Here is a 23,716-nt window from a genome sequence, read left to right on the forward strand (position 1 = left end):
CTTTTCCCCATCCATGCGCATCCGTGCCGGCCTGGCTTGGCCAAGAGTGCCAGGGCAAGCGCCCGGGGTCTTGAGGGAAGGCGTTCCTCAACAAGTTACCAACAGACTTATCCACAGGTTGTTCCGGCATTCGCCGGAGCCATGACGATCAAGGATGATCCATGTCGCACCCGACCATTGGCGCCATTTCCCCTGCGGAACTGGAGGCTCGTCTACGTTTGCATGGCCTGCCTGGCCTTGGCCCCATGCGTTTCAAGCGCCTGCTCCAGGCTTTCGGTGGTGCGGCCAAGGCCCTCAGCGCCCCGGCCGCTGCCTGGCAGTCCCTGGGGCTGCCGGCGGCCTGTGCCGAGGCCCGGCGCAGCGCTACGGTGCGCGAGGGCGCTCGGCGCGCGTTGGCCTGGATAGACGGCCAGGCCAGGCACTTGCTGATGTGGGACCAGCCCGGCTACCCGGCGTTGCTGGCCCAGTTGGAGGATGCCCCGCCCCTGCTGTTCGTGGCCGGCGATCCGACGATCCTCGAGTCGCCGCAGTTGGCGCTGGTGGGCAGCCGGCGTGCCTCGCGGCCCGGCCTGGATACTGCGGCGGCGTTTTCCAGGAGCCTGGCCGAGGCCGGTTTCGTCATCACCAGCGGCCTGGCCCTGGGCATCGACGGGGCCGCGCACCGGGCTGCGCTGGAGGTCGGCGGGCGCACCGTGGCGGTGCTCGGCACCGGCCTGGAAAATTGTTATCCACAGCGTCACCGGGAGCTGGCCCGGGCGATGGTCGAGCAAGGCAGTGCGCTGGTGTCCGAGTTCGCCCTGGATACCGGGCCGCGCCCGGAGCATTTTCCCCGGCGCAACCGGATCATCAGCGGCCTGTCCCTGGGGGTGCTGGTGGTCGAGGCCAGTGTCGCCAGCGGCTCGCTGATCACTGCCCGGCTGGCGGCGGAGCAGGGACGCGAGGTGTATGCCATTCCCGGTTCGATCCATCACCCCGGGGCCCGCGGTTGTCACCAGCTGATCCGCGATGGCGCGGTACTGGTGGAAAGCGTCCAGCACATCCTCGAGACGTTGCAGGGCTGGCAACGCTTGCCGCCGTCAGTCGAGCCGGTCGCCACCGATTCCCATCCGCTGCTGATCCTGCTGCAAGCCGCTCCCCAGGGTAGCGAGGCCCTGGCGCTGGCCAGTGGCTGGCCCCTGCCCCGGGTGCTGGCGAGCCTGACCGAGCTGGAGGTCGATGGTCGCGCGGTCAATGAAAACGGGCGCTGGTTTGCGCGCCTGAGCTAGGTTTTATAAGCAGGATCGGTAAACTGCGCACAGCTTTTATCTGGAGAGTCGGCAATGGTCAGCAGTTGGCGTGTGCAACAAGCCGCACGAGAGATTCGCGCAGGGGCGGTGATTGCCTATCCAACCGAAGCGGTCTGGGGCCTGGGGTGCGATCCGTGGAACGAAGAGGCGGTGGATCGCCTGTTGGCGATCAAGTCGCGGTCGGTGGACAAGGGCTTGATCCTGATCGCCGACAATATCCACCAGTTCGACTTCCTGTTCGAGGATTTCCCCGACACTTGGATCGAACGCATGGCCAGCACCTGGCCGGGTCCCAATACCTGGCTGGTGCCCCATCAGAACCTGTTGCCCGAATGGGTCACCGGGCTCCACGACACCGTGGCCCTGCGGGTCAGCGACCATCCGTTGGTGCGTGAGCTCTGTGCCCTGGTGGGGCCATTGATCTCTACCTCGGCCAACCCCCAGGGGCGCCCGGCGGCGCGGACCCGGTTGCGGGTCGAACAGTACTTCCGGGGGCAGCTGGACCTGGTCCTGAGCGGCAGCCTGGGTGGACGCAAGAACCCCAGCCTGATCCGCGACCTGGCCACCGGCAAGGTGATCCGGCCTTCCTGAGCCGCGCTGGCGAGGGCTGCGGCGCCGATTGGAGCGCGCCACCCTCGCCCACTGTTTCCCTTTACTAGGGCAGCAGTACCGTGGAGCCGGTGGTGCGCCGCGCCGAAAGCTCGACGTGGGCCTTGGCCGCGTCCGCCAGAGCGAAACGCTGGTTGATCTCGACCTTGATGTGGCCGCTGGTGATCATGCCGAACAGGTCGTCGGCCATGCGTTGCAGGTTCTCGGCGCTATTGGCGTAGCTGCCCAGGGTCGGCCGGGTCACGTACAGCGAGCCCTTGGCCGCGAGGATTCCCAGATTCACCCCTTCCACCGCCCCCGAGGCATTGCCGAAGCTGACCATTAGGCCGCGTGGCGCCAGGCAGTCCAGGGAAGTCAGCCAAGTGTCCTTGCCGACGCCGTCATAAACCACCGGGCATTTGCGTCCGCCGGTCAGCTCCAGCACCCGCTGGGCCACGTTCTCATGGCTGTAGTCGATGGTTTCCCAGGCGCCGAGGCCTTTGGCGAGGGCGGCTTTTTCCGGCGAGCTGACGGTACCGATCAGCTTCACCCCCAGGGCCTTGGCCCACTGGCAGGCCAGGGCGCCGACGCCACCTGCCGCCGCGTGGAACAGCACGGTCTCGCCACCTTTGAGTTCGTAGGTCTGGCGCAGCAGGTACTGCACGGTCAGGCCCTTGAGCATCACCGCCGCCGCTTGTTCGAAACTGATGCCCTCAGGCAGCAGCACCAGGTTGGTTTCGGGCAGTACATGCACATCGCTGTAGGCGCCCAGCGGGCCGCTGCCGTAGCCCACTCGGTCGCCGGCCTTGAAGCGGGTCACCGCGCTGCCCACCGCCTCGACCACCCCCGCGCCTTCGAAACCCATGCCCGAGGGCAAGGCCGGTGGCGCATACAAGCCACTGCGGTAGTAGTTGTCGATGAAGTTCAGGCCGATGGCCCGGTTGCTGACCCGCACTTCCTGCGGACCCGGTTCGGCCGGCTGGTAATCCACATACTCAAGTACTTCGGGGCCGCCATGGGCGCGGAACTGGATACGTTTGGCCATCTTTCCTCTCTCCTCGATCGCATGTTGAACAGGGCGTTGAAAAACTACCTGCGTTGCCATCGCTGCGTTGAAAACAGGCTGGTGCGCCAGCCCGGTCAAAATGCTCATTTACACTTGTAAACTGCGTTTTTTCGTCTGTTTTCGCCTTGCGCTGGCTGCCTCGCCTACATTTTTGAACGGCCTGTTAAAAGTGCCCTATCGGACTCCTCTGCTTGACCTTCGTCAACTGCGGCAGGCCCCGGCGCGGTGTTATGCTACGCGCCCATTTGCGCCGGCCTGCGCGTCATCCCTAGCGCCGCGTAGCTTTGCCCGACCCAAGGTGATGCCATGACTACCCGCACCGAGGCCGTGAAGGCCTACCTGCTCGACCTGCAAGACCGTATCTGTGCCGCACTGGAGACCGAAGACGGCGGCGCCCGTTTCATCGAGGACGCCTGGACCCGCCCTGCCGGCGGTGGCGGTCGTACCCGGGTGATCGGCGATGGCGCGGTGATCGAAAAAGGCGGGGTCAACTTTTCCCATGTGTTCGGCAGCGGCCTGCCGCCATCGGCCAGTGCTCACCGGCCTGAACTGGCCGGTCGCGGTTTCGAGGCCCTGGGCGTGTCCCTGGTGATCCATCCGCATAACCCCCATGTACCGACTTCCCACGCCAACGTGCGGTTCTTCATCGCCGAGAAAGAAGGCGAGGAACCGGTCTGGTGGTTCGGCGGCGGCTTCGACCTGACCCCCTACTACGCCAACGAGGAAGACTGCGTGCACTGGCACCGGGTCGCCGAACGCGCCTGTGCGCCCTTCGGGCCCGATGTCTATCCACGCTACAAGGCCTGGTGCGACAGCTACTTCCACATCAAGCACCGCAACGAGCCGCGGGGCATCGGCGGCCTGTTCTTCGACGACCTGAACGAATGGGACTTCGACACCAGCTTCGCCTTCATGCGCGCCATCGGCGATGCCTACATCGAGGCCTACCTGCCCATCATCCAGCGCCGCAAGGCCACCCCCTACACCGAGCAGCAGCGCGAATTCCAGGAGTTCCGCCGGGGCCGCTACGTGGAATTCAACCTGGTCTACGACCGTGGCACCCTGTTCGGCCTGCAATCGGGCGGCCGCACCGAGTCGATCCTCATGTCGCTGCCGCCGCAGGTGCGCTGGGGTTATGACTGGAAGGCCGAGCCGGGCAGCGAGGAAGCGCGCCTGACCGAGTACTTCCTCAAGGATCGCGACTGGCTGGCCGGCGCCAACTGAGCGGACCGGGCGGATGAATCGGCATTGCACAAAGGGGGAAGAGATGGACCAGTACGTTGTCTTCGGTAATCCGATCGGCCACAGCAAGTCGCCGTTGATCCACCGGCTGTTCGCCGAACAGACCGGCCAGCAGCTGGAATACGCCACCCTGCTGGCGCCCCTGGACGATTTCGCCGGCACCGCCCGGCGCTTCTTCGCCCACGGGCGCGGGGCCAACGTCACCGTGCCGTTCAAGGAAGAAGCCTATCGCCTGTGCGACAGCCTCACCCGTCGAGCGCAGCGCGCCGGCGCAGTGAACACCCTGTGCAAACAGGCCGATGGCAGCTTGCTGGGAGACAACACCGACGGTGCCGGGTTGGTGCGCGACCTCACGGTCAACGCCGGGGTCGGCCTCAAGGGCAAGCGCATCCTGCTGCTGGGCGCCGGTGGCGCGGTGCGTGGTGCCCTGGAGCCGTTGCTGGCCGAGCAACCGGCCTCGGTGGTGATCGCCAACCGCACCGTGGAGAAGGCCGAGCAACTGGCCGCGGCCTTCGCCGACCTGGGGCCGGTATCGGCCAGCGGTTACGACTGGCTGGAAGAGTCGGTGGACCTGATCATCAACGCCACTTCCGCCAGTCTTTCGGGCGAGTTGCCGGCGATCTCCGGCAGTCTGGTCGAGCCGGGCAGGACGGTGTGCTACGACATGATGTACGGCAAAGAGCCGACCACCTTCTGCCGTTGGGCCAGCGCACAGGGCGCGGCCCAGGTGCTCGATGGCCTGGGCATGCTCGCCGAGCAGGCGGCAGAAGCCTTCTTCCTGTGGCGTGGCGTGCGCCCGGACAGCGCCCCGGTACTGGCCGAGCTGCGGCGCCAGCTGGCGCTCTGACCGATCGCCTCATCGTTCATAGCGATAGCCGGCTGGCGATGGGCTCGTCGCTATGACCCCACCGCAACCCATGCTCAATCCTCAAAGCGGATCGGGCATTGCTCCGCGCCTTCGAGCTTGCGCAATTCCTCGATCACCGAGGCTCGCGCCCGGCGCAGGGTCAGGCTGCCACCCTGGCGCCTGAGCCGGCGCGCCTCCTGATGCAGCATCGCCACTCCCGAATAGTCGATGAAGTTGATCTGCCGCGCGTCGATCACCAGTTTCGCCCCGTGGCAGCGCTGCATGCGTACCTGCAGGTAATGGCTGGCGCCGAAGAAGATCGAGCCGCCGACCCGCAGGACGTCCTCGTCGCCTTCGCGGCTGTACTGCACCCGGGGTTGTGAGGTGCGCTTGAGGTAGAAGAACAGCGACGCCAGGACCCCGGCATAGATCGCGGTCTGCAATTCCAGGAGCAAGGTGGCGACGAAGGTCAGGCTCATCACGGCGAACTCGGCGCGACTGACCCGGAACAACGCACGAATCGCCCGGTGGTCCACCAGGCCCCAGCAGATCAGCAGGATGCTGCCGGCCATGGCGGGGATCGGGATATGGGCGATCAGCCCGGCGCCGGCCACTGCGAACAGCGCCACCCAGAGCGCCGAGAACACCCCGGCCAGGGGCGAACGGGCGCCGGCCTCGTAGCTCAGCCCCGAGCGGGTGAAGGAGCCGGAGGACAGATAGCCGGAGAAGAAGGCGCCGACGATGTTCGACAGGCCCTGGGCGCGCACTTCCTGGTTGGCGTCGAGCAGCTGCTCCGAGCGGGCCGATAGCGAGCGGGCGATCGACAGGCTGGTCACCAGCCCCAGCATGCCCACCGCCACGGCGCTGGGCAGCAGCCGCAGGACCAGCTCCAGGTCCAGCGGCAGAGGGCTCAGGGGCGGCAAGTGGCCGGCGAAGGCGCTCACCAGCCGTACCTGGCCGAACAGTCCCGGCAGCAGCCAGACCGCCAGCGCACTGAGCACCAGGCTCAGCAGCAGGCCTGGCCAGCGCGGGGCCAGCAGCTTGAAGCCGACCCCCAGCGCCAGGGTGCCGAGCCCCAGTAGCAGGGACGGCCGGTCTAGGTCGCCCAGGTGCTGCAACAGCAGGCCCAGGCTGCCAAGGGCGGTGGCCTGGTTCGGCAGGTCCAGGCCCATCAGGTTGGGCAGTTGGCCCAGGGCGATGACCACTGCCGCGCCGAGGGTGAAGCCCAGTACCACCGAATGCGAGACGAAGTTCACCAGGGCGCCGAAGCGCAGCATCCCCAACAGCCACTGGAAGATCCCGGCCAGCAGGGTCAAGAGCAGGATCAGCGTGATGTAGTCCGCCGAAGCCGGCACCGCCAAGGGGCTGACGCTGGTGTAGAGAACGATGGAAATGGCCGCCGTGGGGCCGCAGATCAAGTGCCAGGACGAGCCCCACAGGCAGGCCACCAGCACCGGGACTATGGCCGCGTACAGCCCGTACTCCGGCGGCAGCCCGGCGATCAGGGCATAGGCGATCGATTGCGGCAGCGCCAGGATCGCCCCGCTCAGGCCCACCAGCAGGTCGCGGCCGGCACTGGCGCGGGTCTGGCGTGGCAGCCAGCTCAGGAACGGCAGCAGTGAATGGCGGTCGGGCCAGGCCATGGGTCCTCGCGTTCAGCGTGTTCAGAGGCGTCAGGGTAAAGCATTGCCGCAGGGCTTACCCCATCCCTGTAGGAGCAAGGGGGCGCCCAACCCTCGCTCCTACGATGGGTGCTAGAGGCGGGCTTGCACGGCTGGCAGCGCATCCTTGCCATCGAGGGTCGTCACACCGTCCAGCCATTGGCCCAGCACCGCCGGGTTGGCCTTGATCCAGGCCCGGGCGGCCTCGGCATAGCTGACCTTGCGGTTGGCCACCTCGGCCATGATGCCGTTCTCCATGTCCTGGGTGAACCGCAGGTTGCCCAGTAGCTTGCCGACGTTCGGGCAAGCCTGTGCATACCCCTTGCGGGTCAGGGTGTAGACGCTGCCGCTGGCGCCGAAGTACTTCTCGCCCCCGGTGAGGTAGCGCATGTTCAGTTGCACGTTCATCGGGTGCGGCGTCCAGCCGAGGAAGGTGACGAACTTGTGTTTCTTCACTGCCCGCGACACCTCGGCGAGCATCGCCTGCTCGCTGGATTCCACCAGCTTCCACTGGCCGAGGGCGAAGTCGTCGTGCTTGATGATCTCCTGCAACGACAGGTTGGCCGGAGCTCCGGAGCCGATGCCGTAGAGCTTCTTGTCGACTTCCCGGGGATGCTGTTCGGCGTATCTGTTCAGGTCGTTGAAGTCATGTACCCCGGCGTCCCATACATAGTCCGGCACGGCCAGGGTGAACTGGGTGCCCTCCAGGTTCTGCGCCAGCCGGGTGACATCGCCGTTGGCCACGAACTTGTCATGGAAGCCCTGCTGCGCCGGCATCCAGTTGCCCAGGAACACGTCTACCCGGCCGTCCTTGAGTCCGCCGAAGATGATCGGCACCGCCAGGGTATCGACCTTGGGTTTGTAGCCCAGGCCCTCGAGCAAGAAGCCGGTGATGGCGTTGGTGGCGGCGATGTCGCTCCAGCCCGGGTCGGCCATCTTCACCGTCTCGCATCCAGGCTCGGCCCAGGCCGGTGCGCTGGCCAAAAGCACCAGCGTGGCGATCGCTGCTGTGGATAACTTCTGCATGCTCTTCCCCTTGGGTTTTTGTCATTGGTCTTGGCAGGGTTGTGGATAACGAGCCTTGCGCTCCAGGTCATCGAGGTCGATATGGTTGCGCATGTACTGCGCGCTGGCGTCCACCAGCGGCTGGTGGTCCCAGCTCTTGAGCTTGCCGATGCCCAGGGCCGTGGCGACGAAACGCCGGCGCCGCTGGCTGGCGAGCACTTGTTGGTGGATCCGAGGCATGTCCCAACGGTTGCGGGCCTCCTGGAGGAAGTCGGCGAACAGCTGGCGATGCTCCGCTGAGCGGGACAGTTCCTCGCGTTCGTGTGGGTCGTTGGCCACGTCGAACAACAGGCATGGGTCGTCCTCGCTGTAGATGAACTTGTAGGCGCCGCGGCGGATCATCATCAGCGGGCCGATGGTGCCTTCGGCCATGTATTCGCCGAATACCTCGTCATGCCCGCCCTGCCCTTGCAGGTGCGGCAGCAACGAGCGCCCGTCCAAGGGCAGGTCAGGTTCAAGGGCGCCACCGGCCAGTTCCACCAGGGTCGGCAGCAGGTCGGCGGTGGACACCGCCTGGCTGACCCGGCCGGCGGCGAATTGCCCGGGGGCATGGATCAGCAGCGGCACCCGGGCGGCCATTTCGAACCAGTGCATTTTGTACCAGAGGCCACGCTCGCCCAGCATGTCGCCGTGGTCGCCGGAGAACACCACGATGGTGTCGTCCGCCAGGCCGGTCTCCTCCAGGGTCTGCAGCAACCGGCCAACGTTATCGTCGATGTAGCTGCAGGCGCCGAAGTAGGCCCGCCGGGCATCGCGGATCTTGTCCTCGGGCAGTGGTTTGTCCCACAGGTCGTAGACCTTGAGCAGGCGTTGGGAATGCGGGTCCTGCTGGTCCTGGGGCAGCGCCTGGGGCATGGGGATCTGCTCGTCGCGATACAGGTCCCAGTAGGCCTTGGCGATGGTGTACGGATCGTGGGGGTGGGTCATCGATACGGTCAGGCAGAACGGCTGGTCGCCGGCCTCGCGGACATGGTCGAACAGGTATTGCCGGGCCTTGAACAGCACCTCCTCGTCGAAGTCCAGCTGGTTGGTGCGCACGCAGGGACCGGCCTGCAATACCGAGGACATGTTGTGGTACCAACTGGGGCGTACGCCTGGCTGGTCCCAGTTCACCGCCCAGCCGTAGTCGGCGGGGTAGATGTCGCTGGTCAGGCGCTCTTCATAGCCGTGCAGCTGGTCCGGGCCGCAAAAGTGCATCTTGCCCGACAGCGCCGTGCGGTAGCCCAGGCGCCGCAGGTAGTGGGCGTAGGTCGGTACATCGGCGGGAAAGTCGGCGGCGTTGTCGTAGGCGCCGATCTTGCTGGGCAACTGCCCGCTGACCAGGGTGAAGCGCGAGGGGGCACACAACGGGCTGTTGCAGTAGGCCGCCTCGAACACCACGCCCTCGGCGGCCAGGCGCGCAAGGTGCGGCAAGCGGATCGGCGATGGACCGTAGAACGGCAGCAAGGGCGCGGCCATCTGGTCGGCCATGATGAAAAGAATGTTCTTGCGCTTCATGGGATCGCGGCATTCCATAGTCGATGGTTATGCGAGATTGCTGCGATCGAGGATGGATTCCATGCCGGTGGCGGTAAAGCCCATGCACGACAATGACTAGGATAAGCACAGCTTATGTATGAAGCCCTGGGTGACCTGTCCCTGGACCTGCTGCGGGTGTTCGAAGCGGCAGCCCGCCTGCGCAGCTTCACTGCCGCCGCCCTGGAGCTGGGTACCACCCAGCCGGCCATCAGCCAGCAGGTCAAGCGGCTGGAAGAACAGCTGGGGGTGCGGCTGTTCGACCGGATCTACCGTGGCATCGAGCTGACCGACTCCGGCAGCCTGCTGTTGGAGCAGGTCCAGGTCGGCTTGCAGAGCATCGACGCCGGCCTGGGTGCCCTGCGCCAGCAGCACCAGCATGAGGTGCTGCAAGTGGCGACGGACTTTGCCTTCGCAGCCTACTGGCTGATGCCGCGCCTGCACCGCTTCCATGAAGCCAACCCGCAGGTGGATGTCAGCCTGGTGACCAGCGAACGCAGCCACGCCACCTTGCGCAGCGATATCGACGTGGCGGTGCTGTTCGGCGATGGCCGCTTCAAGCATGGGCAAAGCTGCTGGCTGTTCAACGAAGAAGTGTTCGCAGTGTGCAGCCCGGCATTGCTCAAGGAGCGCACGTTGCCCCTGCCCGCCCAAGCGCTTTTGCAATTGCCATTGCTGCACTTGCGCGGCGAGGCCAGCAGCCACTGGTTCGACTGGAGCGGAGTGTTTCGCGAACTGGGCATCGCCTCCGCGCCAGCGCCGGGGCAGTTGCGCTTCGATAACTACACCCTGCTGATCCAGGCGGCGATCGGTGGCCAGGGGGTAGCCATCGGCTGGCGCCACCTGGTGGACGACCTGCTGGCCCAGGGCCTGTTGTGCCGGCCTATCGCCGAGACGGTGATCTCCAGCTACGGCTATTACGTGGTGCTGCCCCAGCGTAAGCGCCGGGGGCCATTGATCCAGCGTTTCGTCGACTGGTTGATGGCCGAGCAAGCCACCAGCGCCCAGACCCTCAAGGGGTTGGCGTTGCCGTCCATTGCCCTTTGACCGGGGCCTTGAACAATCCGGCCAGGGACAGCGCGCCGTTGCCCAGGCAGACCAACGCCAGCGACACCACGGCCAGGAAGGCCAGGTATTCCCAGCCACCGCCCGGGCTGGTGTAGATCCAGCCGTGGGCGCCATGGACGAAGGCGATGGCCCCCAGCAGCATCGGCAGCAGCGCCAGGGCCACCCAGCGCACGCCAATCCCCAGGATCAGCAGCAAGCCGCCCAGCAGTTCCGCTGCCACCGCCGGGTAGGTCAGCCACTCGGGCATGCCGGTGAGGCTGAACAGCTTGATCGTCCCCGGCCAGCCCAGCACCAGGATCTTGAATAGCGCGTGGGCACAATACATGGCCCCCAGGGCCAGGCGCAGCAGCAGGGTCGCCCACTGTTGCGGCGGGTTGCCGGAGGTTGACGAGGGCATTGCGGGGGCGAACGAACGGGCAGGCATATGACAAATCCTTGTGTAGTTGGAGGTCGTGGTTGTTGCGGGTATGGCGCAAGCCGTGGCTAGACGATGGCCACCGAGGCCCCGGCCAGCAGCAGGACGCCGATATGGCAGTTGCTGCGGAACAGGTGGTTGCAGGGCCCCGGATCGTCGGGTCTGAACAGGCTGAGCTGATAGGCCAGGGATAGCCCGATCGGCAGCAGCAGGATGAAGAATCCGGGATTGGCCCCGGCCAGCAACCCTGCCGCGCCCCAGCACAACAGCGTCATGGTGTAGAAAGCGCCGATCCAGGCCTTGCCTTGGCCAGCGAACAGGGTCGCGGTGGAGCGCAGTCCCATCTTCAGGTCGTCTTCACGGTCGCTGTAGGCATACAAGGTGTCGTAGCCCAGTTGCCAGAACAGGCAACCGAGCCACAACGCCAGGGCGCCGGGTTGCAGGGCGCCGGTGGTCTCCACGCTGGCCATCAGCACGCCCCAATTGAACACCGCGCCGAGGAACGCCTGGGGCCAGTGGGTGAATCGCTTGAGCAGCGGATAGACCAGGGTCAGGGGCACGCAGCACAGGGCCAGCAGCACCGTCAGCGGCTGCAGGGTCAACAACAAGGCGGCGGCCAACAACAGCTGGATCGCGAGGCAGGCCAGGGCTTGATGCAGGCTCAACGAGCCGTTGGCCAGGGGGCGCTGGCGGGTGCGGTTGACCTGGGCATCGAAGCGCCGGTCGAGGATGTCGTTGATGCTGCAACCGGCGCTGCGCATCAGCAGCGAGCCGAGGCAGAACACCAGCACCAGCCAGGCCGGGGGCACCTGCCCGGCAGAGAGCACCAGCGAAGCCAGGGCCGGCAGCAGGGTCAGCCAGGTACCGATGGGCCGGTCCAGGCGCATCAGCCGGGCGTAGGGTTGCCAGGTGCGGGGCAGCCGGGTGGCGACCCAGTCCCGGGCCGGGATGTCGTTGAGATCGGGGGCGTTCATGTTCGGTTCCAGGGTGGTCTTCCATGGCCGCTGCAGCGCCCTGCAATCCAGGGGGCGCAGCGGGCTTTCAGCGAACTTCGGGCAAGCCGCCGGCGTGATCGCCGGGCGTGGTCGCGGGGCGTTCTGGGTGCGGGTCGGATGCTGCTAAAGTTGCCCGCGCCCGCCCCCGGCGGCAAGCGAACAATCCGCAATAGCCTCCTGCAGGATATGCAATATGCTCCGTGACGAAGTGCCCGGCCTCCCGCGTTTCGACCTCAACCTGCTGCGGGTTTTCGCTGCCATCTACGAGGACCGCAGCATCCTCCTGGCCAGCAAGCGCTTGCATTTGAGCCAGTCGGCGGTCAGCCATGCCCTGACCCGGCTGCGCGAATCCCTGCAGGACGAGCTGTTCATCCGGACTGCCCGGGGCATGCAACCCTCGGCCCGGGCCGAGGCGATCGCCGGCCCTTTGCGCGAAGCGTTGCTGAGCATCCAGCGCACCGTGGGCGTGGAGGCTTTCGACCCGGCCAGTGCCGTGCGCACTTTCACCCTGGCGAGCAACGATTACCTGAGTTCGGTGCTGCTGGCGCCATTGCTGCAGCGCCTGGCCCGGCAGGCACCGGGAGTGGACCTGGTGGTCCGGCCCTCGACCCGCCTGGACCTGGCCGAACAGATCGATGTCGGGCGCATCGACCTCGCCATCGGCATGTTCGCCGAGTTGCCGCGGCGGGTGCACAGCGCCTGCCTGTGGGAGCAGCGCGATGTATTGCTGATGTGCCCCGGTCACCCGCTGCTCGATGTGCCGCAGGTGACGCTGCCGGCCCTGGCGGACTGCCCCTTGGTCATCCTTTCGGTCGGTGGCCAGGAGGAAGGCGCGGTCAACGGCTACATCCTCGAGCGCGGCATCGCCCGGCAATCGGAGATGTTCCACCGCCAGCAGCTGGAACAGGCCATGGCGGCGATCGGTCGCCGGCCCCGGTACAAGCTCACCCTGCCCCATTCCCTGGTGCTACCGCAGTTGCTGGAGCAGTCGCCGTTGGTGGCGATCGTGCCGCAACCCCTGGCCCGGGATCTTGAGCAGCGCTTCGGCCTGTGCCAGCGGCCCTTGCCGCTGGCGCTCGAGCCATCGCCGCTGCTGGCGATCTGGCATGGACGCAACGACACCGATCCGGCCCACCTGTGGTTGCGCCGGCAGTTGCTGGACGTGGCGGCGACCCTGGCCTGCCAGCCCTGAGGGTCAACCGTTTTCGTGGATGCCGACGAACTCCACATGCTCGCGCAGGTGCAGATTCAGGCGCAGTTCGTCGTTGATGCCCACGGCCACGCCATTGAGCCGCCGCAGGGGCTCGGCGAGCCCGGGCTCGAGGTTGTCGCCCACCTGGTTGAAGTGTTCGATACCCAGCCCGGCCACGGAGCGCGGGGCGTTGACCAGGGTCCAGTCCAGCGGGCTGCTGTGCAGGGCTTCGCGGATCTCCTCGGCAGCGTGATGGGGCAGGCTGGTATAGACGGGCGGGTCGTCGAGAATGGCGAAATTGCCCACCAGGACCAGCCGCTGGACCTTGGCTGCTTGCAGGCCTGCAACCAGCGCATCGGCTGCCTGCACCTGGGCCAGCGGGTCGGCGACCCGGCCCGGCATCGCACTGCCCGGCAGGCCGGGAGCATCCAGCAGGCAGATCACCGCCGAGCAGCCGGCCACGCTCTGCTGCACCCCGTCGGCATCGAACAGGTTGCCGCCCTTGGTGCGCAAACCAGGGCGCGGGGCCAGGGCGGTGAGATCGTCGAGAATGGCGATGACTTCGTGCTGGCGCCTCAAGCTTTCCGCCATCAGCGCACTGCCCAGGCTGCTCGTGGCACCATAGAGCGCCAGCTTGACCACTGGGGTTTCGGCATTTTTCATGGCCGGGCCTCCTCTTGTTTCCTACAGGTAGGCTTGTGACCTGTGGCGGGCCCTGAGGGTTCGTCTTATATCGCGAGGGTTTGCATGCAACGAATCAAGGGCTACCACGCCCACGTCTATTTTGACGCCAGCACCATCGAGCAGGCCCGGGCCCTGTGCGAGCAGGCGGCGCAGTTGTTCGACCTGCGCATGGGCCGGGTCCACGAGCGGCAAGTCGGGCCACATCCGGACTGGAGTTGCCAGCTGGCCTTCGGACCGGAACTGTTCGGCCAGGTGGTGCCCTGGTTGGCGCTCAATCGCCAGGGACTGGTGGTGTTCCTGCACCCGGAAACCGGCGACGAGCTAAAGGACCACACTGACCATGCGATCTGGATGGGGGCGCTGCGGCCTCTGGACCTGAGCGTGTTCTGAGCAGCCGGCCCCGAGGGAGCCGGCTTAGTGATGGGACATTCAGTAGAGCACGCCGTCGAGGATGTCATAGACGATGCCGGTTCCCACCTCGATCAGGAAGACATCGGCGCCCATGCGTCGCCATTCATAACCGGGGTAGACCGGTAGGTGCGCCAGTGCCCGACTGTCCAGGCGTTCGCCGTAGTAGCCCCGGGGCAGGCGCTCGCCGCGTACCAGGTGGATACCGCGCGGTGGTGGCGCGCCCCGTACGAAATAGCCTCGATTGTCGCGGATGGTCTGGCGAACCGGGCCGAAATCCCGGGGAGGTCCTCCACGGTGATCGTAGCCCGGGCCCTCACGGTGTTCTTCGCCGCGGTGGTCCCAATGCTCCTGCTGTGGTCCGCCACGCTCATGGTCATAGCGGTCATCGGCCATGACCTGCAGCCCGGCGCTGAACATCAGCAACGCGGCACCGGCAATCAGACGCTTGGAGATTTTCATCAGGTGTTCCTCGCAGCACACACAGCAAAAAGGGTTTCAGGACTGTGGTCCCGAAACCCTCGGTCTTGCCAGTTTAGTCTGCGTCCAGAGGGTGAGATTCCTCTGTATCAGGAACTTTACCTTCAGTTGGCGCGGGCCTTGCGCACGCCCTCGGACAGCGCCGAACACAGGCTCAGCACGCCATCCACCGCCTGGGCGGGGGATTCGGCGCCGGCGATGTGATCGATCAGCGCCGAACCCACCACCACGCCGTCGGCCAGGCGGGCGATGGCCGCGGCCTGATCCGGGGTGCGGATGCCGAAACCGATGCTGATGGGCAGGTCGGTATGCCGGCGCAGGCGAGCCACGGCTTGCTCCACATGTTCCAGGGTCGCGGCGCCGGCGCCGGTCACCCCGGCCACCGATACGTAGTAGACGAACCCCGAGCTGCCATCGAGCACCTTGGGCAGGCGCGCGTCGTCGGTGGTTGGCGTGGTCAGGCGGATGAAGTCGATGCCCGCGGCCTGGGCCGGGTCGCACAGCTCGCTGTTATGTTCGGGCGGAATGTCCACCACGATCAGGCCATCGACCCCGGCGGCCTTGGCATCGGCGATGAAGCGCGGTACGCCGTAGTGGTGGATCGGGTTGAAATAACCCATCAGCACCAGCGGCGTGTCGCTGTTGTCCACGCGGAACTCGCGGACCATCTGCAGGGTTTTCGCCAGGTTCTGTTTGGCCCCGAGGGCTCGGATGTTGGCGAGCTGGATCGCCGGGCCGTCGGCCATGGGGTCGGTGAAGGGCATGCCCAGTTCGATCACGTCGGCGCCAGCGGCCGGCAGGCCCTTGAGGATCGCCAGGGACGTGTCGTAGTTCGGGTCACCGGCGGTGATGAAGGTCACCAGGGCGGCGCGGTTCTGTTCCTTGAGTTCGGCAAAGCGCGTTTGCAGGCGGCTCATCAGTGTTTCTCCTGCTGGGACTGTTGCATGTGGTGCATCACGGTCTGCATGTCTTTGTCGCCACGGCCCGAGAGGTTGACCACCATCAGGTGGTCCTTGGGCAGGTTGGGTGCGCGCTTGAATACTTCTGCCAGGGCATGGGAGGACTCCAGCGCCGGGATGATGCCTTCCAGGCGGCAGCACTGGTGGAATGCCTCGAGGGCCTCGGTATCGGTGATCGAGGTGTACTCGACCCGGCCGATGTCATGCAGCCAGGCGTGTTCCGGGCCGATGCCGGGATAGTCCAGGCCGGCGGAAATCGAGTGGGCGTCGATGATCTGGCCATCGTCGTCCTGCAGCAGGAAGGTGCGGTTGCCGTGCAGTACGCCAGGCACCCCGCCGTTGAGGCTGGCGGCGTGCTTGCCGGTCTCGATGCCGTGGCCTGCGGCCTCGACGCCGATGATCTGCACGCCCTGGTCATCGAGGAACGGATGGAACAGGCCCATGGCGTTGGAGCCGCCGCCGATGCACGCCACCAGGCTGTCCGGCAGGCGCCCTTCGTGGGCCTGCATCTGCTCGCGGGTTTCCTTGCCGATCACTGCCTGGAAGTCGCGGACCATGGCGGGGTACGGGTGGGGGCCGGCCACGGTGCCGATCAGGTAGAAGGTGTTGTCGACATTGGTCACCCAGTCGCGCAGGGCTTCGTTCATCGCATCCTTGAGGGTGCCGGTGCCGGCCACGACCGGGATCACCTCGGCGCCCAGCAGCTTCATGCGAAACACGTTGGCCTGCTGGCGCTCGATGTCGGTGGTGCCCATGTAGATCACGCATTGCAGGCCGAAGCGCGCGGCCACGGTGGCGGTGGCCACGCCGTGCATGCCGGCGCCGGTCTCGGCGATGATGCGCTGCTTGCCCATGCGCTTGGCCAGGAGGATCTGGCCGATGCAGTTGTTGATCTTGTGCGCGCCGGTGTGGTTGAGCTCTTCACGCTTGAGGTAGATCTTGGCGCCGCCGCAGTGTTCGGTCAGGCGCTCGGCGAAGTACAGCGGGCTGGGACGGCCCACGTAGTCGCGCTGGAAATAGGCCAGCTCTTCGAGGAACTTGGGGTCCTGCTTGGCCTTTTCGTATTCACGGGCCAGGTCGAGGATCAGCGGCATCAGGGTTTCTGCGACATAACGGCCGCCGAACCCGCCGAACAGGCCGTTTTCGTCAGGACCATTACGCAATTGGGACTGGGTCATTGGAGCGCTCCCGGATGGATTCGTGGAAGAAAGCGTGGAAACAATGGACCTCACTCTACCCCTGCCACCGGGCCCTGAAAACCGATAAGATCGCCGCAACCTGTCAGGAAAACTCACAAGTCAAATGAGCCGCGACCTGCCCCCCCTGAATGCCCTGCGGGCCTTCGAAGCCACCGCCCGGTTGAACAGCGTCAGCCAGGCCGCCGAGCAGCTGCATGTCACCCATGGCGCGGTCAGCCGGCAATTGAAGGTGCTTGAGGAACACTTGGGGCTGAGCCTTTTCAGCAAGGATGGACGAGGCATTAAACTCACAGATGCCGGGGTGCGTCTGCGGGATGCCAGCAGCGAGGCCTTCGAACGCTTGCGGGATGTCTGTGCCGAGCTCACTCAAGGCAGCGCCGATGCACCTTTCGTCCTCGGTTGCTCCGGCAGCCTGTTGGCGCGCTGGTTGATTCCGCGCCTGGGGCGGCTGAATGCCGACCTGCCGGACCTGCGCCTGCACCTGTCCGCCGGCGAAGGCGATCTGGACCCACGGCGGCCGGGGCTGGATGCCCTGCTGGTATTCGCCGAGCCGCCATGGCCGGCGGATATGCAGGTACATGAGCTGGCCAACGAACGCATCGGCCCGGTGCTCAGCCCGCGCTACGCCGGTTATCCGCGCCTGCACCAGGCGCCGGCGACGGCGCTGGTGGCCGAGCCGTTGCTGCATACCACCTCGCGGCCCCAGGCCTGGCCCAGTTGGGCACGGCGCAACGGCATCGCTCCCGAGGCATTGAAATACGGCCAGGGGTTCGAGCATCTGTATTACTTATTGGAGGCGGCGGTGGCGGGGCTGGGAGTGGCGATCGCCCCGGAACCCTTGGTGGCCGAGGACTTGCTGGCGGGGCGGCTGGTGGCGCCGTGGGGCTTTTGCGATACCCCGGGGCAGCTGGCGTTATGGTCGCCCAAGCGCGCCGCCGACGGGCGCGCCCGGCAGCTGGCGCAGTGGCTGAAGACCGAGCTGCGCCAGCCGGCTTGAGTTCTGCTGTGAAGAGCCGGACTCAGTTGTTGCGCTTGCACAGCAGGTAGGCGGCCAGCAGGCCGATGGCCCCGACGGCGACGCCGGCGGTGGTCCAGGGGTGTTCCTGGGCGTAGTCACGGGTGGCGATCCCGGTTTCGCGGGTTTTAACCTTGACCTCTTCATAGGCATCGCTGAGCAGGCTGCGCGAATGTTTCAGCGCGCTTTCGGCATTGCTCTTGAGCGTCTTGAGGGTTTTGCGCGACTCCTCGGAAGCATCATCCTTGAGGCTTTCCAGGGATTTGAGCAGGCTCTCGATCTCGGCTTCCATACTTTCCAGCGAGGCTTTGCGTAACGACGAATTGGCCATGTGGGCTCTCCTGCAACGTGGTGATGAAGTGTGTAGGTTCCGACTGCACGGCCTTGGGAAAGTGCAGAAAATCTGAACTTCCCCCTGAGACAAGGCGCCACAAGTGCAGCGGGCAATCACTGCTAGGCTTTAGTTCATCACCGGAAAAGGAGAGTGCCATGAGTGATCATCACACCTACAAGAAGGTCGAACTGGTCGGTTCTTCGCCCAACAGCATCGAAGACGCGATCAACAACGCGCTGGCCGAGGCGCACAAGAGCATCAAGCATCTGGAGTGGTTCGAAGTGACTGAAACCCGTGGCCATATCAAGGACGGCAAGGCGGCGCATTTCCAGGTCACCCTCAAGGTCGGCTTCCGCATTGCCAATAGTTGAGGGCTTGAGCTAGGCTCTGGAACTTGTGCGCTGGCCGAGTGCCATAGGAAATGGCAAAGCGCTACAACTGTCTTGAGCCTCTGTCAGGCTGGCGTCCACGCCGCCTCTTTTGATCCGACCAGGGAATGTGACCGATGAAAAAACTAGTTTTAGCTGCTGCTTTGTTCAGTCTTGCGGGAACTGCCCTTGCCGCCGGCAAGCCATGCGAGGAGCTCAAGGGCGAAATCGCCGCGAAGCTCGATGCCAAGGGCGTCGCCCACTACTCGCTGGAAGTGGTCGACAAGGGCGCCGCGGCGGATGGCAAGGTGGTCGGCTCCTGCGAAGCCGGTACCAAGGAGATCGTCTACAAGCGCGGTTGATCCCTTGTAGCCTCCGGAAAGAACCAAGCCGACGCCAGGCGTCGGCTTTTTTGTGCCCGGGATCCAGGCTCGTTCAGCCCTTCATCAACTGGGACAGCAGCTCGTAGGAGTGCAGGCGGTCGGCGTGCTCATAGAGGTCGCAGGTGAAGATCAGTTCGTCGGCGCCGGTCTGATCCACCAGCACTTCCAGCTTGGCGCGGATCTTCGCCGGGCTGCCGATCATCGCCAGGCCGAGGAAACTCCCCACCGCTTCCTTCTCATGGGGCAGCCACAGTCCATCCATGCTTGTGACCGGCTTGCGCTGGACCAGGCTCTGGCCGCGCATCAGGGCGAGGATGCGCTGGTACACCGAGGTCGCCAGGTAATCGGCCTGTTCGTCGGTATCGGCGGCCACCAGCGGTACGCCGAGCATCACGTAGGGTTTGTCGAGTACCGCCGAAGGCTTGAAGTGATTGCGATACACGCGGATCGCCTCATGCATGTAGCGCGGTGCGAAGTGCGAGGCGAAGGCGTAGGGCAGGCCCCGCTCCCCGGCCAGCTGCGCGCTAAACAGGCTGGAACCCAGTAGCCACACCGGCACGTTGCTGCCGGTGCCGGGCATCGCGATCACCCGCTGTTCCGGGGAACGTGGGCCCAGGTAGGCCATCAGCTCGGCCACATCCTCGGGGAAGTCGTCGGCGCTGCCGGAACGTTCCCGGCGCAGGGCTCGCGCGGTCATCTGGTCCGAGCCCGGAGCCCGGCCCAGGCCCAGGTCGATGCGTCCCGGATACAGGCTCTCCAGGGTGCCGAACTGCTCGGCGATCACCAGTGGTGCGTGGTTGGGCAGCATCACCCCGCCAGAGCCGATGCGAATGGTCGAGGTGCCGCCGGCCAGGTAGCCGATGAGCACCGAGGTGGCGGAGCTGGCGATGCCGTCCATGTTGTGGTGCTCGGCGACCCAGAACCGGGTATAGCCGAGCTTCTCCACGTGCTGGGCCAGGTCCAGGGAATTGCGCAGGGATTGGGCCGGGCTGGCGTCTTCACGCACGGGCACCAGGTCGAGGGTCGAGAATTTCACAGCGGACAGCGATTGCATAAGCCTGCTTCTCCTTGGGGTGTGCAGGCTTTTTACACGCGCAAAACCTGCCGAAATCTGTCAGTCAGGTCTATGCAATGTGGGCATATACCCGAGTTTCAATAGCCAGAGTAAATTTTTGGGGTAAATGGTCGCAGCAGACCAGCTGAACTTTGCTTGCGGATCTGTCCTCAGAACCCTTGAGGTCCGGGAATTCCCCTGCACCGCTTCCTCGAGGAGAGATACATGGCTATCAAGAAGAAGGCTTCGGCCCATTGGCAAGGCGACCTGAAAACCGGCGTGGGGTCGATCTCCACCGAAACCGGAGTCCTGCGCGACGCCCCCTACGGCTTCACGGCGCGCTTCGAAGGCGGCAAGGGCACCAACCCCGAGGAGTTGATCGGTGCGGCCCATGCCGGCTGCTTCTCCATGGCATTTTCCATGATCCTCGGCGAGGCCGGGCTCAAGGCCGAAAGCATCGATACCCAGGCCGAAGTGACCCTGGACCAGGTCGACGGCGGCTTCGCCATCACTGCCGTGCACCTGGTCCTCAAGGCCAGGATCCCGGGGGCCAGCCAGCAGCAGTTCGACGAACTGAGCCGCAAGGCCAAGGAAGGTTGCCCGGTATCCAAGGTGCTCAAGGCCAGCATCACGCTGGACGCGACCCTGGTCGGTTGAACATGGCCGCCGGCTTCCGCATCGGGAGCCGGCGGGCCCAGGCTGTGCGCCAGTTCAGAACCGGGTCATGGAAAATGTGGTCGAATACCTGACTGCGGCTTGAGTGTGCGTTCGCACGCGCCGCAACAAGGGAGTTTGCAATCATGAAACGTTTTGCCTTGGCGGTAGCAAGTTGTGCGCTGGCCACATCGGCCCTGGCCGCGCCCAAGCCCTGCGAGGAACTCAAGGCCGAGATCGAAGCCAAGATCCAGGCCCGGGGCGTCTCCTCCTACACCCTGGAAATCGTCACCAATGACGAGGTCCACGACGACAACATGGTGGTCGGCAGCTGCGAGAACGGCACCAAGAAGATCATCTACCAGAAGAACGATCGCTGAACCGGCTCAGGGTACGCAGTTGATCATCCGCTCTTCGGCGACGATCTCGCGCTGGGCGTTGTACAGCCTGGCGCTGGGGGTGAACCCCAGGTTGCGGGCTTCCAGCCGGTAGCGCTGGCCGGCCTGGAAGTGGTCGTAGCGCAGGCTCAGGTAGCACAGCCGCTCCTGTGGGTCGGTGGTCATGCCCATGCCGCCGGCGAACACCTCGAAGTCAAAACGCACCATCAGCTCGTGACTGCCGGGTGTGACCTGGAAGAACCGGCCATCGCCCAGGCGCTGGTTGTCCAGGCGCTCGGCCATCAGCAGCCGGCCTCCTGGCGCTGGGGTGGCCAGGTCGATCCAGGCCTGTTGCGGGTCGACGCTGGGCAGTGGCGTGCTGCAGGCAGTGAGGGTGGCAAGGGCGAGGATCAGCAGTGGCAGGCGCATGAACAAGGGGCCAGGTCAGCGAAGGGGCTCCAGCATAGCGCCGATCAACTGCGCTGGCAGCCTGCCGGTTGCGCCTTGCCCAGCAGGGTGTGCTGTTCGTCGTAGAGCCTGGCCCAGGGATGGAAGCCGATGTTGCCGGCCCGTACCTGGTAGCGCTGGCCAGCGCTGAAGCCGGTGAATTTCACGTTCAACTGGCAATCGCGCCACAGCGGCTCCTCCACATCGGCGCCGATGTTGCCCGGGGCCACGGCGAACTGGTAGCGCAGGGTCAATTCATGGGTACCGGGCTGGACCTGGAAGTAGCGCGGGTCCCCGGCGCCCTTGGCGTCCACTTCCACGGCTTGCAAGGTGGTGTCCTGGGGTGGGGCGAGGTCGATCCAGGCTTGCGCCGGGTCGGGATCGGGCAGGCTGGCGCAGCCATTTAGGGCCAGCAATCCGGTGGTCAGCAGCAACACGCGCATGGCGAAACTCCAGGCAGGCGAGATAGTCTTGCGGGCAGACTCTCTGTGGATGATTCGATTTGACTAGGCCGTGTCCAAGCCATGGGGTACTTGATCGCGTTTTGCGCGTTTGGTTTCCGATCCTGGTGCTTTTGCTGCTCAACGGTTGCAGCAGCGCCGGCTATTACAGCCAGCTGGCCAGTGGCCAATTACAGTTGTTGCGGGCTCGTACACCGGTAACCCAGGTGCTGGCCGATCCATCCCGTGATGCCACCCTGCGTGCCCACCTGGCCCAGTCGCAGCGTGCCCGGACCTTCGCCAGCGAGCACCTGCACCTGCCGGACAACCGCAGCTATCGGTTGTACGTCGATATCGGCCGGCCTTACGTGGTATGGAACGTGTTCGCTACCCCGGAGTTTTCCCTGGCCCCGCAAACCCATTGCTTTCCCATCGCCGGTTGCGTGGCCTATCGCGGCTACTACAGCCAGGGCGCGGCCCGGGGCGAGGCCGCACTGTTGCAGCTAAAGGGCCTGGACGTGGCCGTTGGCGGGGTGGAGGCCTATTCGACCCTGGGCTGGTTCGATGATCCGATCATCAGTTCGATGCTGCACTGGGGCGATGAGCGCCTGGCGACCCTGATCTTCCATGAACTGGCCCACCAGCGCTTCTACGTGAAGGACGACACCGAGTTCAACGAGTCCTTCGCCACCTTCGTCGAGCAGGAAGGCACCCGGCAATGGCGGGCCTATCGCGGCTTGCCGCCGGCTACCGATGGCCAGCTGCGTCAGCGCGACCAGTTCACCCAGCTGGTGCTCGACACTCGCAAGCGCCTGGAACAGCTCTATGCCCTGCCCTTGCCCGCTGAGCAGATGCGCCAGCGCAAGGCCCAGGAGTTCGAGCGCATGCGCCAGGACTACCGCCAGCTACGGGACAGCCAGTGGGCCGGCTCCAATCGCTACGACGCCTGGATCAACACCCCTTTGAACAACGCCCGGCTCTTGCCCTTCGGCCTGTACGACCAGTGGGTGCCGGCCTTCGCCGCGTTGTTCAAGCAAGTGCACGGCGACTGGCCGGCCTTCTATGGGGCGGTTGAAAAGCTCGGCCGCCAGCCGGTCGAAAAACGCAAGGCGGCGCTGACAGCCTTGATGGGTGGCCTCTAGAAGCACGCCAAGGAATACGCTTGCTTTCGTAGGAGCGAGGCTCGCCCGCGATGAGGCCGGATCGTCAAATCCAGATCGCATCCCAAAGCGTGTAGTCGCCAACCCGCTTCACCAGCCCCGCGTGTAACGGGTTGGCCACGGGTAGGCGTGCTGGCCCGCGATGCGCTCGGTTCAGCGCGGCAGGAAGGCCTGGTGCAGTTGCTCCAGGGTCTGGAAGTGATAGGCCGGTGCTTCGGCGCTCAGTTCCTCGTGGCTGCCGAAGCCGTAACCCACCGCCGCTGCGTCCAGGCCATTGCGCCTCGCGCCGATCAGGTCGTGCTTGCGGTCGCCGATCATCAGGGTGTCGGCCGGATCCAGGCGTTCCTGTTCCAGCAGGTGGGCAATCAACTCCACCTTGTCGGTACGGGTGCCATCCAGCTCGCTGCCGTAGATCACCTTGAAGTGCTTGGCGAAGTCGAAGTGGCGGGCGATCTCCCGGGCGAACACCCAGGGCTTGGAGGTGGCGATGTACAGCTGCCGGCCCTGGCCGCCGAGGGTCTCGAGCAGCGGCATGACGCCGTCGAAGACACGGTTCTCGTACAGGCCGGTGACCTTGAAGCGTTCGCGATAGAAATTCACCGCGTCCCAGGCCCGGGCTTCGTCGAAGCCATAGAACTGCATGAAGGCCTGCAGCAGCGGCGGGCCGATGAAGTGTTCGAGCTTGGCAAGGTCCGGTTCGTCGATGCCCAGCTTGCCCAGGGCGAACTGGATCGAGCGGGTGATGCCTTCGCGAGGGTCGGTGAGAGTGCCGTCGAGGTCGAACAATACGGTTTGGTAATGCATGGGAATTCCT

28 protein-coding genes and 1 pseudogene are annotated in these 23,716 nt (G+C 65.4%); 13 read left to right on the top strand and 16 right to left on the bottom strand.

The annotated features are described in order from the left end of the window. The first annotated feature begins 161 nt into the window (after nt 1–161). The gene (gene dprA, locus GDH07_RS31210) at nt 162–1,265 is read left to right on the top strand and encodes a DNA-processing protein DprA (RefSeq protein ID WP_152899792.1); all 1,104 of its coding nucleotides are present in this window, start codon (nt 162–164) and stop codon (nt 1,263–1,265) included. Nucleotides 1,266–1,319: 54 nt separating this feature from the next. Next, nucleotides 1,320–1,877: an L-threonylcarbamoyladenylate synthase type 1 TsaC gene (gene tsaC / locus GDH07_RS31215; RefSeq protein ID WP_022642221.1), complete on the top strand. Its 558-nt coding sequence runs from the start codon at nt 1,320–1,322 to the stop codon at nt 1,875–1,877. A gap of 64 nt (nt 1,878–1,941) precedes the next feature. On the opposite strand, the gene GDH07_RS31220 is transcribed toward tsaC, so the two are convergent. After that, nucleotides 1,942–2,919, bottom strand: a complete 978-nt coding sequence (locus tag GDH07_RS31220) for an NADPH:quinone reductase (RefSeq protein WP_152899793.1) — start codon at nt 2,917–2,919, stop codon at nt 1,942–1,944. Nucleotides 2,920–3,246: 327 nt separating this feature from the next. Here GDH07_RS31220 and hemF point away from each other — a divergent pair, with 327 nt between their 5' ends. Together hemF and aroE are read left to right on the top strand one after the other, a co-directional pair. Continuing rightward, nucleotides 3,247–4,164 (top strand): oxygen-dependent coproporphyrinogen oxidase, encoded by a 918-nt coding sequence (gene hemF, locus GDH07_RS31225; RefSeq protein ID WP_022642223.1) that lies wholly within the window; start codon nt 3,247–3,249, stop codon nt 4,162–4,164. Between the two features lie 43 nt (nt 4,165–4,207). Further along, complete coding sequence (gene aroE, locus GDH07_RS31230; protein WP_022642224.1) at nt 4,208–5,029, top strand: shikimate dehydrogenase; 822 nt, start codon at nt 4,208–4,210, stop codon at nt 5,027–5,029. Nucleotides 5,030–5,103: 74 nt separating this feature from the next. Here the strand turns inward: aroE and GDH07_RS31235 are convergent, their stop codons facing one another. From GDH07_RS31235 to betC, 3 genes are all read right to left on the bottom strand, one after another. Next, nucleotides 5,104–6,672 (bottom strand): SulP family inorganic anion transporter, encoded by a 1,569-nt coding sequence (locus tag GDH07_RS31235; RefSeq protein ID WP_152899794.1) that lies wholly within the window; start codon nt 6,670–6,672, stop codon nt 5,104–5,106. A gap of 111 nt (nt 6,673–6,783) precedes the next feature. Then, nucleotides 6,784–7,716, bottom strand: a complete 933-nt coding sequence (gene choX / locus GDH07_RS31240; RefSeq protein WP_031320860.1) for a choline ABC transporter substrate-binding protein — start codon at nt 7,714–7,716, stop codon at nt 6,784–6,786. Between the two features lie 21 nt (nt 7,717–7,737). Then, on the bottom strand, nt 7,738–9,252 hold the full coding sequence (gene betC, locus GDH07_RS31245) for a choline-sulfatase (RefSeq protein WP_152899795.1): 1,515 nt from the start codon (nt 9,250–9,252) through the stop codon (nt 7,738–7,740). Nucleotides 9,253–9,366: 114 nt separating this feature from the next. On the opposite strand from betC, the gene GDH07_RS31250 reads away from it, so the two are divergent. Next, nucleotides 9,367–10,317 carry a choline sulfate utilization transcriptional regulator gene (locus GDH07_RS31250; RefSeq protein WP_152899796.1) on the top strand — a complete coding sequence of 317 codons (951 nt, stop codon included), beginning with the start codon at nt 9,367–9,369 and terminating at the stop codon, nt 10,315–10,317. On the opposite strand, the gene GDH07_RS31255 is transcribed toward GDH07_RS31250, so the two are convergent. Together GDH07_RS31255 and ubiA are read right to left on the bottom strand one after the other, a co-directional pair. After that, nucleotides 10,283–10,762, bottom strand: coding sequence for a DoxX family protein (locus tag GDH07_RS31255; RefSeq protein WP_152899797.1), 480 nt, complete (start codon nt 10,760–10,762; stop codon nt 10,283–10,285). The genes GDH07_RS31250 and GDH07_RS31255 overlap by 35 nt on opposite strands. A 59-nt stretch (nt 10,763–10,821) precedes the next feature. Further along, nucleotides 10,822–11,727 carry a 4-hydroxybenzoate octaprenyltransferase gene (gene ubiA / locus GDH07_RS31260; RefSeq protein WP_152899798.1) on the bottom strand — a complete coding sequence of 302 codons (906 nt, stop codon included), beginning with the start codon at nt 11,725–11,727 and terminating at the stop codon, nt 10,822–10,824. 214 nt (nt 11,728–11,941) lie between these two features. Here ubiA and GDH07_RS31265 point away from each other — a divergent pair, with 214 nt between their 5' ends. Further along, complete coding sequence (locus GDH07_RS31265) at nt 11,942–12,940, top strand: LysR family transcriptional regulator (RefSeq protein ID WP_152899799.1); 999 nt, start codon at nt 11,942–11,944, stop codon at nt 12,938–12,940. Nucleotides 12,941–12,943: 3 nt separating this feature from the next. Here GDH07_RS31265 and GDH07_RS31270 read toward each other — a convergent pair whose 3' ends face one another. Next, nucleotides 12,944–13,603, bottom strand: a complete 660-nt coding sequence (locus tag GDH07_RS31270; protein ID WP_152899800.1) for an NAD(P)-dependent oxidoreductase — start codon at nt 13,601–13,603, stop codon at nt 12,944–12,946. Between the two features lie 84 nt (nt 13,604–13,687). On the opposite strand from GDH07_RS31270, the gene GDH07_RS31275 reads away from it, so the two are divergent. Further along, nucleotides 13,688–14,014 carry a DOPA 4,5-dioxygenase family protein gene (locus GDH07_RS31275; protein WP_152899801.1) on the top strand — a complete coding sequence of 109 codons (327 nt, stop codon included), beginning with the start codon at nt 13,688–13,690 and terminating at the stop codon, nt 14,012–14,014. Between the two features lie 39 nt (nt 14,015–14,053). On the opposite strand, the gene GDH07_RS31280 is transcribed toward GDH07_RS31275, so the two are convergent. The 3 genes from GDH07_RS31280 to trpB form a co-directional block, all read right to left on the bottom strand. Then, nucleotides 14,054–14,494 (bottom strand): RcnB family protein, encoded by a 441-nt coding sequence (locus tag GDH07_RS31280; RefSeq protein WP_152899802.1) that lies wholly within the window; start codon nt 14,492–14,494, stop codon nt 14,054–14,056. Nucleotides 14,495–14,616: 122 nt separating this feature from the next. Beyond that, complete coding sequence (gene trpA, locus GDH07_RS31285; RefSeq protein WP_152899803.1) at nt 14,617–15,429, bottom strand: tryptophan synthase subunit alpha; 813 nt, start codon at nt 15,427–15,429, stop codon at nt 14,617–14,619. Beyond that, complete coding sequence (gene trpB, locus GDH07_RS31290; protein ID WP_022642233.1) at nt 15,429–16,649, bottom strand: tryptophan synthase subunit beta; 1,221 nt, start codon at nt 16,647–16,649, stop codon at nt 15,429–15,431. Before trpB ends, trpA begins: the two co-directional genes overlap by 1 nt. Nucleotides 16,650–16,773: 124 nt before the next feature. Between trpB and GDH07_RS31295 the strand changes: the two genes are divergently transcribed. After that, on the top strand, nt 16,774–17,667 hold the full coding sequence (locus GDH07_RS31295; RefSeq protein WP_152899804.1) for a LysR family transcriptional regulator: 894 nt from the start codon (nt 16,774–16,776) through the stop codon (nt 17,665–17,667). A gap of 22 nt (nt 17,668–17,689) precedes the next feature. On the opposite strand, the gene GDH07_RS31300 is transcribed toward GDH07_RS31295, so the two are convergent. Then, nucleotides 17,690–18,016, bottom strand: a complete 327-nt coding sequence (locus tag GDH07_RS31300; RefSeq protein WP_022642235.1) for an ElaB/YgaM/YqjD family protein — start codon at nt 18,014–18,016, stop codon at nt 17,690–17,692. A 158-nt stretch (nt 18,017–18,174) separates the two neighbouring features. On the opposite strand from GDH07_RS31300, the gene GDH07_RS31305 reads away from it, so the two are divergent. Both GDH07_RS31305 and GDH07_RS31310 read left to right on the top strand, forming a co-directional pair. Beyond that, entirely contained in the window at nt 18,175–18,390 is a 216-nt protein-coding gene (locus tag GDH07_RS31305; RefSeq protein WP_022642236.1) for a dodecin, read from the top strand. Between the two features lie 134 nt (nt 18,391–18,524). Next, nucleotides 18,525–18,749 (top strand): DUF1161 domain-containing protein, encoded by a 225-nt coding sequence (locus tag GDH07_RS31310; protein WP_068578061.1) that lies wholly within the window; start codon nt 18,525–18,527, stop codon nt 18,747–18,749. 73 nt (nt 18,750–18,822) lie between these two features. On the opposite strand, the gene GDH07_RS31315 is transcribed toward GDH07_RS31310, so the two are convergent. Then, nucleotides 18,823–19,824 carry an LLM class flavin-dependent oxidoreductase gene (locus tag GDH07_RS31315; protein WP_152899805.1) on the bottom strand — a complete coding sequence of 334 codons (1,002 nt, stop codon included), beginning with the start codon at nt 19,822–19,824 and terminating at the stop codon, nt 18,823–18,825. A gap of 225 nt (nt 19,825–20,049) precedes the next feature. Between GDH07_RS31315 and GDH07_RS31320 the strand changes: the two genes are divergently transcribed. Continuing rightward, entirely contained in the window at nt 20,050–20,481 is a 432-nt protein-coding gene (locus GDH07_RS31320) for an OsmC family protein (RefSeq protein ID WP_022642239.1), read from the top strand. A gap of 143 nt (nt 20,482–20,624) precedes the next feature. Beyond that, entirely contained in the window at nt 20,625–20,858 is a 234-nt protein-coding gene (locus GDH07_RS31325; RefSeq protein ID WP_022642240.1) for a DUF1161 domain-containing protein, read from the top strand. Between the two features lie 6 nt (nt 20,859–20,864). Here GDH07_RS31325 and GDH07_RS31330 read toward each other — a convergent pair whose 3' ends face one another. Next, the gene (locus tag GDH07_RS31330) at nt 20,865–21,284 is read right to left on the bottom strand and encodes a PA0061/PA0062 family lipoprotein (protein WP_022642241.1); all 420 of its coding nucleotides are present in this window, start codon (nt 21,282–21,284) and stop codon (nt 20,865–20,867) included. A 44-nt stretch (nt 21,285–21,328) separates the two neighbouring features. After that, nucleotides 21,329–21,745: a PA0061/PA0062 family lipoprotein gene (locus GDH07_RS31335; RefSeq protein WP_053137875.1), complete on the bottom strand. Its 417-nt coding sequence runs from the start codon at nt 21,743–21,745 to the stop codon at nt 21,329–21,331. Between the two features lie 59 nt (nt 21,746–21,804). Between GDH07_RS31335 and GDH07_RS31340 the strand changes: the two genes are divergently transcribed. Next, entirely contained in the window at nt 21,805–22,884 is a 1,080-nt protein-coding gene (locus GDH07_RS31340) for an aminopeptidase (protein WP_053137879.1), read from the top strand. A 64-nt stretch (nt 22,885–22,948) separates the two neighbouring features. Here the strand turns inward: GDH07_RS31340 and GDH07_RS32615 are convergent. Further along, a pseudogene (locus tag GDH07_RS32615) lies at nt 22,949–23,035 on the bottom strand (REP-associated tyrosine transposase); the annotation flags it as partial. Nucleotides 23,036–23,055: 20 nt separating this feature from the next. Continuing rightward, entirely contained in the window at nt 23,056–23,706 is a 651-nt protein-coding gene (locus GDH07_RS31350; RefSeq protein WP_053137882.1) for an HAD family hydrolase, read from the bottom strand. Nucleotides 23,707–23,716: the final 10 nt, after the last annotated feature.

Origin of the sequence: Pseudomonas piscis (assembly GCF_009380155.1) — a bacterium.
Taxonomy (GTDB): domain Bacteria; phylum Pseudomonadota; class Gammaproteobacteria; order Pseudomonadales; family Pseudomonadaceae; genus Aquipseudomonas; species Aquipseudomonas piscis.

Coding starts and splice junctions, on each gene's coding strand:
- dprA (WP_152899792.1), top strand. CDS start 162: ATGTCGCACCCGACCATTGGCGCCATTTCCCCTGCGGAACTGGAGGCT.
- tsaC (WP_022642221.1), top strand. CDS start 1,320: ATGGTCAGCAGTTGGCGTGTGCAACAAGCCGCACGAGAGATTCGCGCA.
- GDH07_RS31220 (WP_152899793.1), bottom strand. CDS start 2,919: ATGGCCAAACGTATCCAGTTCCGCGCCCATGGCGGCCCCGAAGTACTT.
- hemF (WP_022642223.1), top strand. CDS start 3,247: ATGACTACCCGCACCGAGGCCGTGAAGGCCTACCTGCTCGACCTGCAA.
- aroE (WP_022642224.1), top strand. CDS start 4,208: ATGGACCAGTACGTTGTCTTCGGTAATCCGATCGGCCACAGCAAGTCG.
- GDH07_RS31235 (WP_152899794.1), bottom strand. CDS start 6,672: ATGGCCTGGCCCGACCGCCATTCACTGCTGCCGTTCCTGAGCTGGCTG.
- choX (WP_031320860.1), bottom strand. CDS start 7,716: ATGCAGAAGTTATCCACAGCAGCGATCGCCACGCTGGTGCTTTTGGCC.
- betC (WP_152899795.1), bottom strand. CDS start 9,252: ATGAAGCGCAAGAACATTCTTTTCATCATGGCCGACCAGATGGCCGCG.
- GDH07_RS31250 (WP_152899796.1), top strand. CDS start 9,367: ATGTATGAAGCCCTGGGTGACCTGTCCCTGGACCTGCTGCGGGTGTTC.
- GDH07_RS31255 (WP_152899797.1), bottom strand. CDS start 10,762: ATGCCTGCCCGTTCGTTCGCCCCCGCAATGCCCTCGTCAACCTCCGGC.
- ubiA (WP_152899798.1), bottom strand. CDS start 11,727: ATGAACGCCCCCGATCTCAACGACATCCCGGCCCGGGACTGGGTCGCC.
- GDH07_RS31265 (WP_152899799.1), top strand. CDS start 11,942: ATGCTCCGTGACGAAGTGCCCGGCCTCCCGCGTTTCGACCTCAACCTG.
- GDH07_RS31270 (WP_152899800.1), bottom strand. CDS start 13,603: ATGAAAAATGCCGAAACCCCAGTGGTCAAGCTGGCGCTCTATGGTGCC.
- GDH07_RS31275 (WP_152899801.1), top strand. CDS start 13,688: ATGCAACGAATCAAGGGCTACCACGCCCACGTCTATTTTGACGCCAGC.
- GDH07_RS31280 (WP_152899802.1), bottom strand. CDS start 14,494: ATGAAAATCTCCAAGCGTCTGATTGCCGGTGCCGCGTTGCTGATGTTC.
- trpA (WP_152899803.1), bottom strand. CDS start 15,429: ATGAGCCGCCTGCAAACGCGCTTTGCCGAACTCAAGGAACAGAACCGC.
- trpB (WP_022642233.1), bottom strand. CDS start 16,649: ATGACCCAGTCCCAATTGCGTAATGGTCCTGACGAAAACGGCCTGTTC.
- GDH07_RS31295 (WP_152899804.1), top strand. CDS start 16,774: ATGAGCCGCGACCTGCCCCCCCTGAATGCCCTGCGGGCCTTCGAAGCC.
- GDH07_RS31300 (WP_022642235.1), bottom strand. CDS start 18,016: ATGGCCAATTCGTCGTTACGCAAAGCCTCGCTGGAAAGTATGGAAGCC.
- GDH07_RS31305 (WP_022642236.1), top strand. CDS start 18,175: ATGAGTGATCATCACACCTACAAGAAGGTCGAACTGGTCGGTTCTTCG.
- GDH07_RS31310 (WP_068578061.1), top strand. CDS start 18,525: ATGAAAAAACTAGTTTTAGCTGCTGCTTTGTTCAGTCTTGCGGGAACT.
- GDH07_RS31315 (WP_152899805.1), bottom strand. CDS start 19,824: ATGCAATCGCTGTCCGCTGTGAAATTCTCGACCCTCGACCTGGTGCCC.
- GDH07_RS31320 (WP_022642239.1), top strand. CDS start 20,050: ATGGCTATCAAGAAGAAGGCTTCGGCCCATTGGCAAGGCGACCTGAAA.
- GDH07_RS31325 (WP_022642240.1), top strand. CDS start 20,625: ATGAAACGTTTTGCCTTGGCGGTAGCAAGTTGTGCGCTGGCCACATCG.
- GDH07_RS31330 (WP_022642241.1), bottom strand. CDS start 21,284: ATGCGCCTGCCACTGCTGATCCTCGCCCTTGCCACCCTCACTGCCTGC.
- GDH07_RS31335 (WP_053137875.1), bottom strand. CDS start 21,745: ATGCGCGTGTTGCTGCTGACCACCGGATTGCTGGCCCTAAATGGCTGC.
- GDH07_RS31350 (WP_053137882.1), bottom strand. CDS start 23,706: ATGCATTACCAAACCGTATTGTTCGACCTCGACGGCACTCTCACCGAC.